Consider the following 13,377-nt stretch of genomic DNA (forward strand, 5'->3'; position numbering starts at 1 on the left):
ATAATAACTATTTTATAAAATCAATTTCAATGTTAAACATCAAAACTTTCTAATTCTGTGTGGACTTTTTCTACTATTTCTTCTGTATCAATTAATTGATTACTGATATTTTCTATTTCTTGCAAATAAGGTTCAATTTTATCCATATTAGTAATGTTATCTTTAATTTGGTCTAAAATACTATTTAAGTTCTCTTCAACTGTTATCATTTCTTCTTCTATTACTTCTTGATAGTCATTATCTAGTAAACTTTCAATGGTTGTTAAATCAGATTCTAAACCTTGTTTAAATTCATTAAACAAATCAATATTATTATCTTTAAACTCACTAAATTTATTTTTTAATTCTTCTTCAAAATTATCTATATTTTCTTCAATATCTTGAGGGTATTTATCTTCAATATTTATCTGTAATTCTTCCAACAATGTCTCTAATTTATTTGTTTTATCAGTGCAGGAATCAGTAAAAGATGTAAAATTAATATTTGTATCTTCTATTATTGTCTCTAATGTGGTGTTAATATCTATAATTAATTCCTGAAAAGGAGAAAAAGAGTCATTCATTTTATTAATTATATTTTCCAAGTCACTGGTGATATTTCCATTATCATCTCCTTTATTTCCCTCAGTGAATGATATATTTTCGTCTAAAATTTTTGTCATTAAATCTTCTAATTTTTGAGAAGCAGTATTTAATAACTCTTGATTTTCTTCTAACTCTTGTAAAGTATTTTGTTGTTGTGTTTGCGAAGTTTCTCCTAACTCTTGAATTTGAGTTAACATATCTCCCAACAATTTTTCAAAATCGACTAATTGGCTTAATGCCTCCTCTTCTTGAGTTTCCATTTCCTCATCATTTGTGGTTAGTTTATCCATCAAATTAGTTAATAAATCATCTATTTTTTTGCTTGAATCTTCTAAATTTTCCGCCTCCTGTTGGGATTCTTCTGTTAAACTATCAAATAATTCATTTATTTCTGCCATTTTTTGACCTATATCGGCTATTTTCTCCTGTAAAACCTCTATTTCTTCTTCTGTTTCTTGTATCCCTTCTTGTTTATCTTCTTTTTCTGCCTCCCCTGACATCTTACCCATAGATGATTTTTCTTCCGCCGAAGATTTATTCTCTTTAGATTCTTTTTTTCCTTGTGAATCGTGGGGAGATTTGTTTTCCTCACTATCTTTCAAAGAGGATTTTTCACTCTCACCAAAAGAGTTTTCTTTTTCTCCCGAAGAATCATGGCTACTTTCTTCTACATCATCGTTATTATCACCATTATTAGTTTTCGCTAATTCTCCCTCTAACTGGTTTAATTTTCCTTGTGTTTGTTGTAACTCTTCTTCCGTTGGTAAGCCACCTTGTTGCATTTTTTTGGCTATCTTGCCAATATACTCGCCTACTTCTAGCACATTACTACCCTGTTTCCCCCCTAATTCTTCAGCTAAGGCGAGAAGACTTTGACTATTTTGCTGTAATTCCCCTGCTAAATTATTAATTTCTTGCGATTTTGCCTCCCCTTTTCCCTCCAAACCGAAGCCAATTAAACTACCTAATACTCCTAAACCACCGATACTAGAGGCAACTATTTTTTTTGCTTTTTCTGATATTTCCATAATTTCTTTTGTTATGTGATAGATTTTATTGTTTCTAAACTGGATTGATATAACTGTTGTGCGGTAGATAGTCTATTATTCATTTCCTCTAAGCTATCATTATTTTTTTCGAGGGAAATAATTATTTTCTCTCCCGACTCTTCTACTAAAGATTCCATTTTTTCCGATGTATTTTGTAAGTTTTTTATTTCCTCAATAATCTCTTTAAATTCTCTTTGTTTAATATTCATATTTACCCAATTATTGAGTTGTTGATTTTCTTCTTTATATACTTGTTTTATTTCCTCTAAATTGTCTTCAATACTGTTAAATAATTCGGGAATTAAATTTTTAATTTTTACTGTTTTTTCTTTAGACAAATTTTGTAAGTTATCACTTTTACTTGTTAAATCTTCTCGTTGTTGTCTAAATTGCGATCGCATCTTTTCACTAATATCTTGAAGACTGTTTAAATTATTATTGGTTTCTTCTGAATAATTTTTTAAATCATTATCTAAAGTTTCTATTCTGTTTTGCCATTCATTAATATTATCTTTTAAACTATCAGTAATGGCATCAGTTTTTTGATTAATATTATCGATATTTTCTTGAAAAATTGAAGAGTGCGATCGCATCTTTGTCATTAAATCATCAGCAATATTATCAATGAATTTAACTTGCTCATTTAATTTTACCAACGTAGCTTGAGAAACCCCTGTTTGAGTCAGTAAATTTTCTTGTATTCTCATCATTTTTTTACTCAAACTCACAGTTGTGTTTTTAGTATTTTCTTGGAGATTAATAATACTTTGACGCAGAGAAGAAACACCGTTATTAATCTTAGAAAAAGAGCCAGAAGACAACTCCAATTTAGATTGCATTACCTCTAAACGCTCAGTCATAGTATCTATTAAATCATTTATTTTTTCCATTGTTTAATTCCTACTTAGTAGGGGAATAAAAGATAACTCTGAAGCGAGAGAAAAAGATAAAGGGTAAAGACAATTAAAAATTAGTAATTAACCAAAACCTAAAACCTGCTACCGGAAACCTACCCCAATTAAATATTCTTGTCATCAAACTGAGGTTATAAAAACTCCTAACTTCTCTTTTTTCTAAAATCTTCCCAATAACTCTTGCACCTCCTCAAATACTCCCAAAGCAGTATTTAAACCAATATTAGTGGTATCCATCGCCGTCATTAAAGTATCTTTAGTGGTGTCAACAGTGCCACCTAAATCTGTCACCAACTCACTCAAAGTAGTTAAAGCATCCTCAATATCTTCTGCCGTAGAAAGTAAATCCCCAAACATACCCTCTGCATTGCCCGTAAACTCATCTAAAGCTGAATTAGCAGACTCTTGAGTATTATTCGCTTCCTCTTCCGCTTTTTCCCTCACACTGGCAGTAATTTCCTGTAATTGAGTCGTTAAATTACTTACCATATCATTAACGCGAGAAACAGCCTCTTGAGTGATTTCTTGTTCCATTTCTCCCGCCCTGCCTTCGATTTCTTCCTCATTACTACTGAGGGCAGAATTAAAATCATTTTCCAACTTACCTTGAGACTCCGAGACAGTTTCCTCTAAATCCTGCTGCACTTCCTCAATCTTAGTTTGTAAAGTTTCTAATGCCTCTTTAACCGAATTAAATACTTCCTCAAACTCAGAAGACTTGGTATCACTATCTTCTCCTAAAGCAGTTATCTCAGTTTTAGTATCTTCCACTACCTGATTGGCTTCATCCTGTGCAGACTGTAGATTCATTTGTAAATCACTGATTCCCTGTCTTAAATTTTCTGTTTCCCCATTTAACTCATCTCTAGCATTAGAAATGCGCTCAAGTAAACCATCTGCACGAGTTGATAACTCATCCCAATTATTATCAAATTGCTGACTGACTTCTGCTAACCTCTCCCTTGCCTGATTTAAGTTTTCTTCAGCCTCATCCGCACGATTCAACAATTCCTGTAACTGAGTTACGGTTTCGGCTATACTTTGTTCTAAATCTACCGCCATAATTTTTACTCCTTAATTTATTAATAATTGACTTTTATCAATGATTTGTAGTAAGGGCTAAAGCCTTTATTTTGACTATTCTTATCGATGTCTAATAGAAATCTGGCAAAAACGCAGGTATCCTGACTGTTTCACAGAGAAAAATCGTAAATGTTTTGAAAATTTATTTCAAATCATCCGAAATCAATACCAAATTTTTCTGCCGCAGATTTAACTCCATCAATACCTGCCTCAACGGGCTCTTTAAATGCGTCTAAATCATCAATTAAACCAGCTACAACCTCTCGAATACCCGAAGATTCACTTTCAGCATCAGTAACTTTCTGCACCATATCTTCCACAGAGTCTGTCACCTTACTTACCGCAGAAGCAATCAACTCTTGTAATTGAGCCTCTATCTCACTTTGAGCCTTATCCATCAAGCCACTGACACCGCCAGACATCGCCTCAGAAGTCGAACCTAAAACACTGGTAAAATTCTCACTAATAGTAGTAAACTCATCCGCCATCGTCTGAATTTCACTATTAACGGTTTCTTGCCCTTGATTGACTTGCTCAGAAAAATTCTGCATTTCCTCATCCATACGACTACTAACATCTTCTAGTTTTTCCCTCAAAGCCTCCATTGCAGATAAACTAGACTCAAAAGCACTTCTTAACTGCTCTTGACTAGCTTGTAAAGCGGTTTGAGATTCCGTCATAGCACTTTTTGCACTTTCTTCGGTTTCTTCAGTAGATGCTTTACCCTCCTCAAGATTGGTTTTCAACTGATTCATTTTTTCCATTGCAGTCTGTAACTCTTGCACCATCTCCTCTTGAGCCTGTGTCATAAAGTTACCCAACTCCGTAGCACTACCCTCAAACTCATTAACGGCGGTTTCCGTTTCCGTTTGATTGTCTGCCATTTCCTGTTGCATTTCCCCTAACGCACTTTGCACTTCTCCTAATGTTTCTGATACCTGTGCCTGTTTTTCCTGCACATTGGCAACTAATTCGTTAGCTTCCGCTTCCACCTCTTGCGCCAGAGTAATTAAATTTTCTAAACGCTCAGGAAATTCCATAATTAGTTGAGATAGTAGATTGAGACTGTCACTTAATTCACTCATAAATATTTCCTTGTAATGGATTAATTGTTAATGATTAATTAATGATTAATTAGAGAGAAAATGCGTCAAGCACAGCATTAATAGCTCCGATCGCAATTTTCGCCGCCGCAATTTGTGGTAAGATAGGGCTTATACTAGCGGTAACGGAAGTACCAACGGTAGTCATGGAAATTTGCTCAACCATTTCACTAGCAAGAGACGACACCGCATCTTCCATAGCTTGTTCAAAAGTTTGTGTTAATTCATCTTTAGTGGTTTGCCCTGCATATTCGCTAGAGTTTGTCATGATTTCGTTGAGTCTTTCTTTTAACTCATCTGCTAAATTCATGTTTTCATCTTCAAAGGAGGAGAGTAAATCATCAAAACTGCTAGTTAAATTTTCCAGTTGACTGGTTAACTCGCTCAATTGCTCACCCGTAAGATTTCCACTAAAATCAGTTAAAAGAGAATCCATTTCTCCTTTATTAGTTTCTCCAATATTAGTAGCGGTTTCTTCAAATTTAGCCTCTGTTTCCTCTTGGGTGCTTTCTAAATCACCTTGTAAATTACTGGTGTTGTCACTGAAACTGTTAAAAAACTCCTCTGCTTCGCTATTACTGTTAGTAAGAGAATCTTCAAGACTACTAATCCCCTCAGCTAAATCAGCAAAAGTTTGGGTTAATTGTGCAAAAAAGTCGTCTAACTCCCCTTGTTGATTATCAATTTCGGTTTCTACCTCCGTCTCTTTTTCCTCCACCGATTGACTAATTTCCTCAAGCCTTACCTGAAGTTGAGTGAGGGCGGATTGTAAATCGGTTAACTCCGTTATCATTGCTTCGGAGTCTTCGGTAAATTCCTTCTTGGAGTTTTCAAATTCACTACTAGCTGTTTCTAAACTATTAGTAACTTCTTCCAAACAATTATCTAAGGATTGATTAGTTTCCTCTAATTGCTGAGTAAACTCCGTCATCTGATTGTTTGCTAAATCGAGGGCGGTGAGTAATTCTTCTAGCTTCTCCACCGACTCATCAATATTCTGCTCCATTACTTGTGCATCTGCCATGATTTTCCCCTTTTGTGTGCTAATTTGTTAATACTTGATAAGCCAAAATTTATTTAACTTAAATTGTCTATTCATGTTTGAAGATAAATAAAACTTTTGCTTGTCTTCACCAAATAAAATAAATTGAGATTACTAAGCCAAAACCGTTTGAATCGCATCTAAAACGGGTTTAATATCCTCAATCAAATCAGTAACTTCGTCAACCTTATCAACTATGTCACCGATACCGCCATCGAGTAATTCTCCCGATTCTTCTCCTGCGTCTTTGAGAAAACCTAAAGCATCCGTTAAACCTCCTGCAGATTCTGTTAAATCTCCCATTAATTCTTCTGTGAATTTAGAGGTTAGATTACTGATTAAGTCTCCTGCTTGAGATTCTAAATTTTGAGTGAGATTTTCTGCCCCGGATTTACTTTGCTCTGCAACATCTTCAAATTCAGATTGTAAGCTCTCAAGTTTATTGCTTAACTCTTCAGCTAAATCGCTAAATTGTTGTAGGATGTTTTCTTTTTGAGTTTGGAAACTTTCAGTAGCGGTATCCACTGCACCATTAAATTCTTCAATATTTCCTTTTACCACTTCTTGATAGCTTCCCATTTGCTCCTCAGTTTGTTGTATATTTTGGGAATATTGCTCAAATCCTGATTTATTCTCTTCAGTTTGAGAGTCTATTTCTTCGGTAATTTCCTGTTTACGGGCTAGTAAATCTTGTAAACGGGTTTGAAAATCTGTCATTAGTTGAGTAATTTGTTGATTAACCTCATGGGTTTTTCCTTCAAATTCTCCCATAATTCCCTTGGTATTTTCTAATTCCGTTTCAAGGGTGTTTTCGGCTTCTTCTAATTCACTAATCATTGCTTCCCATTTAGCTTGGGCTTCTTCTCCTGCTTGAGATAAATTTTCAGCAATTTCTGTAGCTTTTGTAACTATTTCTTCTACTTGAGTAAAAGATTTTTCTCCTTCTAAAATTAAAGCCTGTGCCCTTTCATCTACTTGCTCAATCAAGGCATTAATTTCGTCTGTCGCCATTATTTTTCCTCCATAGCAAGGTAGTTTTAATTAATATTTTTTATTTTTGGTTAGTGGTAGTTATACTTAATAAGGTTGTATTTAGATTATTTAAAAACTTTTTCCAAACTTATCAGTTACTTTTATTCTTGACAATCAGTATCTTAATTTTTATGTGATTGAATAGTTATAATTTGTTTATACAGTAATATTTTAAATTTTTTTTTAGGTGTCGTATTAAACCATAGAAAATTTTAAGGTTTATATTAATTTTTATTGCACTTTTTTGGATTATTTTACTTTTTGTTAAGTTTTTTTTACAGTCATGTTTTTTCCTCCTAAATTTCTTGAGCAAATTTTTCTTAAGTTGGTGTTATTTTTTCTTCTTTGTATAAGGGTTGGAGAAGCAAAAGCGTTAACAAACAAGATGATTGGGCAAAATAGTTTTCTAAGGGAGATAAATAGTAGTGAGTCGCAGATAATAGCTGAAAAGAAAAGGGAAAGGTTAAGGGTTGCAACAAAGTCTTTCCCTCCTTTTGCTTTTGAAGAAAATGGGCAGTTTGTCGGTTTTAGTATTGATTTGTGGAAGGAAATCGCTAATGAGTTGGATGTCGATTTTAATATTTATGGGGAAAAAACTATTTCTGATTTGCTTAATTCTGTGACTGATGGTTATACCGATGTGGGAGTGGCAGGTATTACTATTACTTGGGCAAGGGAAAAAGATATTGACTTTTCTCACTCTTTTTTTGAATCTGGTTTACAAATTCTTGTGCCGATGGAAACGGTTTATCCTTGGCAGTTTTTCTTTGCTTTTATTTTTTCTCCTATTCTTTGGAGTACTGTTGCCATAATACTTATTGTAATCGCGATCGCATCTCATCTAATTTGGTGGTTAGAGAGGAAAAATAATCCACAAATGTTTCCTGAAAATTATAAAGATGGTATTTGGGAGGCTTTTTGGTGGGCGGTTGTTACCGTTGTGACAGTGGGCTATGGAGATAAAACCCCAACGGGAAAGGCGGGGAGAATTATAGCGACAATTTGGATGTTTACGGGGGTGTTATTAATTTCCTATTTCACCGCCTCAGTAAGCTCAATTTTAACAGTGCAGAGACTTGATAATAACATTACTACCATTCAAGATTTATATAACAAATCCGTTGGCACGGTTAAAGATACCACTGCCGCAGAATTTTTGGCTTCAACCAAAAGCTATGTTGTTTTATTTAATTCTATTGAGGATGCTTACCTTGCCCTTGATGATGGTAAGATAAAAGCGATTGTCTATGATGCACCAGTTTTACGTTACTATTCTCGCAGTGATGGTGCTGGGAAAGTGAAAATTGTTGGCTCAGTTTTTGAGAGACAAAGCTACGGAATTGCTTTACAATCTAATAGCCCTTACCGAGAATCCATTAATCAAGCTATTCTTAAATTAAAAGAAGATGGCACTTATGAGCGTATTTATCAACAATGGTTTGGTGCTGATTAAAAAGTTGCTAACTAATATAAACTCAATTCTGCTTAAGAATATCTGATAAAGGCAGGTAACGGGTTGTAGGTTGCAGGTTTTAGGTTTTATGTCTCAAAAATCATTCTTGATTGCCATAACTAATTCCTCATAATTTATCACGATGAAAGATAAGACAATTATTCATAGTCAATACCAAATAATTCAAACTCTTGAGAATTTCAATGAGGAAAAGATTTATTTAGTCAACAATATTGTAAATAATCAAAAATATCTACTTCAGTCATTGGATTTGTCATTAATTACCCCAGAAGAAATTAATCATATAAGAGAGAAAATAGAATTCATTAAAAATATCGCTAAACAATCTGAAAATAATCAAAGATTTCCTTCTCTTGTTGATGTATTGGATGAAGAAAAAGTAATAATTATTGTTTATGAAAAATTTGAGGGAAACAATCTTCAAGAAACTCTCAATAATCGACAATTATGGACAGAATTAGAAGCTGTTAATTATCTTTACCATTTATTAGAGAGTTTAGATTTAATTCATCGTGAAAACTTAATTCATCAAATAATTAAACCTCAAAACTTAACCATCACTAATCAAAAAATATTTATTAACAATTATGGTAAATTAAGCAATTTAAAATCGTCTTTGATGGAAACAGTAACTCTTGAAGATAAATTATATATCGCTCCTGAACAAATTAGAGGCAAAATTAAGATTAGTAGTGATATTTATGCTTTAGGTATGGTAATCATTAGCCTAGTTACGGGAAAAAATATTCTTAGTTTAGAGGAAGATGACACGGGTAAAATAATTTGGAGTGAAGGAGAAACATTGACAGCAAATTTTATTCAAATTATCGATAAAATGATTGCTTATCAAACACAAAACCGATATAACAACTGTCGAGAAGTTATGGCGGATATAGCTAAGTTTTTCCCCCAAAGTGTTTCAGAAAAATCTCTTGATTATTCAACAGAAAATATTGCTCATTATACCCCCACTGAAATTATAATTCCAACGGAAAAAGAGGAATTTAGTCAGGAAGAAAATCATAGTAAATCAAGTTATCTTAATCCCACAGAATTTGTAAATTCAAATAATTTTCATCAAAAAGAAAAGGAAATTATAGTTAATGATACTGAGTTAATTAATGGTGAAGATGATATTAAATCTTTATTACCTTTAGCAGAAGAATATTTATCAGAGGAAAGCAACTCTTTTTCTAGCAGAATCGAAAGTCAAAATCAACAAGAAATTAGTAATAATACTACCAATAATTCATCATCTTTCTTACCTTATTCTGAGCATAAATTCAATTTAATTCGTCAGATTAAGACTCCTAAAGGAATTTTAATTAGTTTTATTATTTGCATTTTAATAATTTTCTCTTTTTCTTGGCTAAAAAATTATTTATATCAAAAAAAAGTAGAGAGTTTAATTACAGAAATTCAGAGTTATTATGAGCAGGAAAATTTTGATGAATGTATTGCATTAATTAACTCAAATACAGTACAATCTTTACCTATTGCTAATAGTTTAACAGATGAATTTTTAGGGAAATGTTGGTTAGGTTTAGGGGAAATTCAAGCAGTAGATGGTAACTTTGCTGAGGCGATTAATATAGCTATACAAATTAATCGTAATTCTTCTGATTATGAAAGGGCAAGACAATTTATTGATGATTGGTCTGAACAACTTTTTTTAGAAGCTAAAATTCTTTGTCAAACTAAGAGTGAATTGTCTTTAGTAGAGGAAAAATTAGCTCCTATTCCTGAAAGCAGTAAATGGAAAAAAGATGCTTTAAATTTGTTAGATCAATGCGAAAATAATACTAATAATAATCAAGTTATTCCTCTTTGTCCAGGTCCTTTATGTCCTGAATAATAAATTAGTATTTTTGTTTGTTTTAAGTTGCTCCTTCTATATTTCTTAAAAAAAAGTAGGTATCAATATTTTCTTTTAAACAATATAGTTGGGCAGGGCGTTTAACATCTTGACGGGTTTCTCCTGTGGGTTCGAGAATATTCGCTCTTTCAATGCGACGACGAAAAGATTTGCTTTCTAAAGTGCGATCGAGTATGATTTCATATACAGTTTGTAAATCTCTAAGGGTGAATTTTTCTGGCATTAAATAGGCAGGTAAGGAAGTATATAGCACTTTATTACGTAAACGTTCGATCGCTTTTTCCAGAATATAATTATGATCAAATGCTAGAGATTCTTTAATTTTGTTATTTTTTATGGGAGACCATTTAACAGCACTCACCGAGGATGAAGTTATATTGTCGGAATCTGTCTTTAATTGGATGTTTTCTGAGGGTAATAAGGCAAAATAAACTGTTGTGACAGACCATCCTCTAGGATCTCGTATTTTATTGCCAATAGTAAAACATTGCTCTAAATAGGGCGTTTTTACTCCAGTTTTCTCCTCTAATTTTCTTTTGGCGGTATCTTCTAAAGTTTGATCATTTTCTAAATCGATAAATCCTCCTACTAATGTCCATTGATTCTTGAAAGGATATTCTCCTCGCTTTACTAATAAAACCTGTAATGCCAAATCAAAAACCGTGAAGATGACTGTATCTACAGAAGTAGAAGGGCGATCGAATTTACTAGGGTCATAATTTTTAAAAAACTCTGTTTCTGAATTGTAGTTTTGATTTTTATTCATTTATTCTCAATAAAAATGACTCTCTCAATTGGGATATGATAAATTATCTCAAAAAAAGGTGTCAGGTTTCAGATGGTTGATTTTAGGTTTAATTAAATATGTTTTATCAGACAAAATTAATTTTAATTTCATTATATAGTGTTAGTGAAAAAATAAAAATTTTACTCTATTTTTCAATAATTATTAAGTTTAAACAATATTGTTTTCAATAATTAATCATCAATTTAAACATATCTACAAGTATCTATAAAATCCGACAAAACGTTCTCATTTACCAAGAGTGAAAACTGAATAAACGCTCATGTGAACAGACTAACAAAACAAAGTAAGTAAATTTGGATATAATTCTCTATTATGGTTAATTCAGAAAACTATGAAAAGAATTAGTTACCCCATACTAAAAATATTCTTAATTTTAACAATTTTTAATTTAGTTGCTTGTAACCAAGAAAAAATATCAACATCTACGGAAGAAAACACGACAGAAATAAATCAGAATCAAACAGAAAATCATCAAGAAAAATTAAATATAACCGTTACAATTCCTCCTCAGAAATACTTTGTTGAAAAAATTGGCGGCGAGTTAGTCAATGTTAATGTGATGATAGGACCAGGATTAGAACCTCATACCTATGAGCCACAACCTCAACAGTTAAGCAGTTTAGCCGAATCCAGTGCTTATGTTGCCATTGGTGTCCCTTTTGAAGAAGTATGGTTGAATAAAATCACAACAGCCAACTCTCAAATTGTCATGATTAATTCTGGAGAAGGCATTGATAAAATACCTTTAGTCGGTCACGATCATGATCACAGTCATGAAAATGATAATCATAATCATGAAGATGAACACAATGAAGATGATGAACATAATAAAAATAATCATACATCAGAAACGAGTAGTCCAGATCCCCATATTTGGCTATCTCCAAAATTAGCTAAAATTCAGGCAGAGAATATTTATCAAGGTTTAGTTAAAATAAATCCAGAAAATCAGCAAATATATCAAGAAAATTTAACCAAGTTTTTAGCGGAAATTGATAGTATTGACCAAAAAATAAAAGAAAAATTAGCACCAATTAATAATAGAACTTTTTTCATTTATCATCCTGCATGGGGATACTTTGCTCAAGAATATAATTTACAACAAATACCATTAGAATTTGAAGGGCAAGAAGTCACTTCTCAGGAGTTAAGTAATTTAATCAAACAAGCAAAAGCAGAAAAAGTTAATACGGTATTTGCTCAACCTCAATTTAATAATAAAACCATGGAAATATTTGCTAAAGAAATTGGGGCGGAAATCGTTTTATTAGATGATTTAGCTCAAAATTGGTCTGAGAATATGTTATCTACTGCGGACAAATTAGCGAAAGCTATGACAAAAAATACTAATTAGTACTGAATAATTCTATAAAGAATAAATTAGATTTGGGAAAATAAAAATAGTTATTTATATCTGATTTTCTACTCATAAATATATGCTCAATGAATGTGTCATCAAATTAAAAAATATTCATGTTAGTTATGGAAAAAATCTAGTATTAGAGAATATTAATTTAGAGGTAAAAGAAAAAGATTTTATCGGCATAATCGGGCCTAATGGTGGTGGAAAAACTACTTTATTAAAAACTTTATTAGGATTAATCAAACCCCAACAAGGGGAAATTTCTGTTATGAATTATCCTCTAAATAAAGGTAGAAAATATATTGGTTATGTCCCTCAAGCCTTAGAGTTCGATCGCACCTTTCCTATTTTTGTGGAAGATGTAGTAAGAATGGGCAGACTATCGACAAAACATCTATTTAAACCCTACAATCACTATGATGAAGAAATTGTTAGCCATTGCCTTCAACAGGTAGGAATGGAAAAATTGCGATCGCGCCCTATAGGGGAATTATCAGGGGGAGAAAGACAGAGAGTATATATAGCCCGTGCTTTAGCCACTAAACCGAATATTTTACTATTAGATGAGCCTACCGCTAATGTTGACTCAAAAGTACAAAACAATATTTATGAGTTACTAAGAGAATTAAATGAATATATGACCATATTACTAATATCTCATGATTTAGCGGCAATTTCTAGCTATGTAAAAACCATTGCTTGTTTAAATCGTCGCCTACACTATCACCAAGATAAACTTATTACCCCAGAAATGATTCAAGCAACTTATCAATGCCCTGTGGATTTAATTGCTCATGGTATTCCCCATCGAGTGTTACCGAAACATAAATAACCTGAGTTAGGGATAAATTTTCATCTATGAGTAATGGAGAAAAGGGCAAAGGTAAATAAGGAATAGGGAATAAGGTTAGGGGCAATGGTTTAATAATTAAGAATTAAGAATTAAAAACCCCGAACTCCGAATTCCGAACTCCGAACTCCGAACTCCGTAACGCTTTGCGGAACGAGCGCAGCGAACTCTCATTTCCCCCCAATCCCCTAATCGAGA

Annotated in this window: 11 protein-coding genes; 4 read left to right on the plus strand and 7 right to left on the minus strand. The window is 32.6% G+C overall.

The annotated features are described in order from the left end of the window. Positions 1 to 32 precede the first annotated feature (32 nt). The 6 genes from Dongsha4_RS04685 to Dongsha4_RS04710 form a co-directional block, all read right to left on the minus strand. On the minus strand, positions 33 to 1,613 hold the full coding sequence (locus tag Dongsha4_RS04685; RefSeq protein ID WP_330204570.1) for a hypothetical protein: 1,581 nt from the start codon (positions 1,611 to 1,613) through the stop codon (positions 33 to 35). 11 nt (positions 1,614 to 1,624) lie between these two features. Further along, entirely contained in the window at positions 1,625 to 2,524 is a 900-nt protein-coding gene (locus Dongsha4_RS04690; protein ID WP_330204571.1) for a hypothetical protein, read from the minus strand. Positions 2,525 to 2,707: 183 nt separating this feature from the next. After that, on the minus strand, positions 2,708 to 3,610 hold the full coding sequence (locus Dongsha4_RS04695; RefSeq protein WP_330204572.1) for an apolipoprotein acyltransferase: 903 nt from the start codon (positions 3,608 to 3,610) through the stop codon (positions 2,708 to 2,710). Positions 3,611 to 3,783: 173 nt separating this feature from the next. Beyond that, positions 3,784 to 4,716 (minus strand): hypothetical protein, encoded by a 933-nt coding sequence (locus Dongsha4_RS04700; protein WP_330204573.1) that lies wholly within the window; start codon positions 4,714 to 4,716, stop codon positions 3,784 to 3,786. Positions 4,717 to 4,765: 49 nt separating this feature from the next. Continuing rightward, positions 4,766 to 5,758, minus strand: a complete 993-nt coding sequence (locus Dongsha4_RS04705) for a hypothetical protein (RefSeq protein ID WP_330204574.1) — start codon at positions 5,756 to 5,758, stop codon at positions 4,766 to 4,768. A 132-nt stretch (positions 5,759 to 5,890) separates the two neighbouring features. Further along, complete coding sequence (locus Dongsha4_RS04710) at positions 5,891 to 6,787, minus strand: hypothetical protein (RefSeq protein ID WP_330204575.1); 897 nt, start codon at positions 6,785 to 6,787, stop codon at positions 5,891 to 5,893. Between the two features lie 304 nt (positions 6,788 to 7,091). Between Dongsha4_RS04710 and Dongsha4_RS04715 the strand changes: the two genes are divergently transcribed. Both Dongsha4_RS04715 and Dongsha4_RS04720 read left to right on the plus strand, forming a co-directional pair. Beyond that, complete coding sequence (locus Dongsha4_RS04715) at positions 7,092 to 8,261, plus strand: transporter substrate-binding domain-containing protein (RefSeq protein WP_330204576.1); 1,170 nt, start codon at positions 7,092 to 7,094, stop codon at positions 8,259 to 8,261. Between the two features lie 142 nt (positions 8,262 to 8,403). After that, positions 8,404 to 10,137 carry a serine/threonine protein kinase gene (locus Dongsha4_RS04720; RefSeq protein ID WP_330204577.1) on the plus strand — a complete coding sequence of 578 codons (1,734 nt, stop codon included), beginning with the start codon at positions 8,404 to 8,406 and terminating at the stop codon, positions 10,135 to 10,137. A 22-nt stretch (positions 10,138 to 10,159) separates the two neighbouring features. Here the strand turns inward: Dongsha4_RS04720 and Dongsha4_RS04725 are convergent, their stop codons facing one another. Continuing rightward, positions 10,160 to 10,924, minus strand: a complete 765-nt coding sequence (locus Dongsha4_RS04725; RefSeq protein WP_330204578.1) for an NUDIX hydrolase — start codon at positions 10,922 to 10,924, stop codon at positions 10,160 to 10,162. A gap of 373 nt (positions 10,925 to 11,297) precedes the next feature. Here Dongsha4_RS04725 and Dongsha4_RS04730 point away from each other — a divergent pair, with 373 nt between their 5' ends. Both Dongsha4_RS04730 and Dongsha4_RS04735 read left to right on the plus strand, forming a co-directional pair. Continuing rightward, positions 11,298 to 12,320, plus strand: a complete 1,023-nt coding sequence (locus Dongsha4_RS04730; RefSeq protein ID WP_330204579.1) for a metal ABC transporter solute-binding protein, Zn/Mn family — start codon at positions 11,298 to 11,300, stop codon at positions 12,318 to 12,320. Positions 12,321 to 12,402: 82 nt separating this feature from the next. Then, positions 12,403 to 13,161, plus strand: a complete 759-nt coding sequence (locus tag Dongsha4_RS04735) for an ABC transporter ATP-binding protein (RefSeq protein ID WP_330204580.1) — start codon at positions 12,403 to 12,405, stop codon at positions 13,159 to 13,161. The last annotated feature ends 216 nt before the right edge of the window (positions 13,162 to 13,377 follow it).

Source organism: Cyanobacterium sp. Dongsha4 (genome assembly GCF_036345015.1).
Classification (GTDB): Bacteria; Cyanobacteriota; Cyanobacteriia; order Cyanobacteriales; family Cyanobacteriaceae; genus PCC-10605.

Excerpts from the sequence above, each read along its gene's own strand:
- Dongsha4_RS04685 (WP_330204570.1), bottom strand. The coding sequence starts at position 1,613 with ATGGAAATATCAGAAAAAGCAAAAAAAATAGTTGCCTCTAGTATCGGT.
- Dongsha4_RS04690 (WP_330204571.1), bottom strand. The coding sequence starts at position 2,524 with ATGGAAAAAATAAATGATTTAATAGATACTATGACTGAGCGTTTAGAG.
- Dongsha4_RS04695 (WP_330204572.1), bottom strand. The coding sequence starts at position 3,610 with ATGGCGGTAGATTTAGAACAAAGTATAGCCGAAACCGTAACTCAGTTA.
- Dongsha4_RS04700 (WP_330204573.1), bottom strand. The coding sequence starts at position 4,716 with ATGAGTGAATTAAGTGACAGTCTCAATCTACTATCTCAACTAATTATG.
- Dongsha4_RS04705 (WP_330204574.1), bottom strand. The coding sequence starts at position 5,758 with ATGGCAGATGCACAAGTAATGGAGCAGAATATTGATGAGTCGGTGGAG.
- Dongsha4_RS04710 (WP_330204575.1), bottom strand. The coding sequence starts at position 6,787 with ATGGCGACAGACGAAATTAATGCCTTGATTGAGCAAGTAGATGAAAGG.
- Dongsha4_RS04715 (WP_330204576.1), top strand. The coding sequence starts at position 7,092 with ATGTTTTTTCCTCCTAAATTTCTTGAGCAAATTTTTCTTAAGTTGGTG.
- Dongsha4_RS04720 (WP_330204577.1), top strand. The coding sequence starts at position 8,404 with ATGAAAGATAAGACAATTATTCATAGTCAATACCAAATAATTCAAACT.
- Dongsha4_RS04725 (WP_330204578.1), bottom strand. The coding sequence starts at position 10,924 with ATGAATAAAAATCAAAACTACAATTCAGAAACAGAGTTTTTTAAAAAT.
- Dongsha4_RS04730 (WP_330204579.1), top strand. The coding sequence starts at position 11,298 with ATGAAAAGAATTAGTTACCCCATACTAAAAATATTCTTAATTTTAACA.
- Dongsha4_RS04735 (WP_330204580.1), top strand. The coding sequence starts at position 12,403 with ATGCTCAATGAATGTGTCATCAAATTAAAAAATATTCATGTTAGTTAT.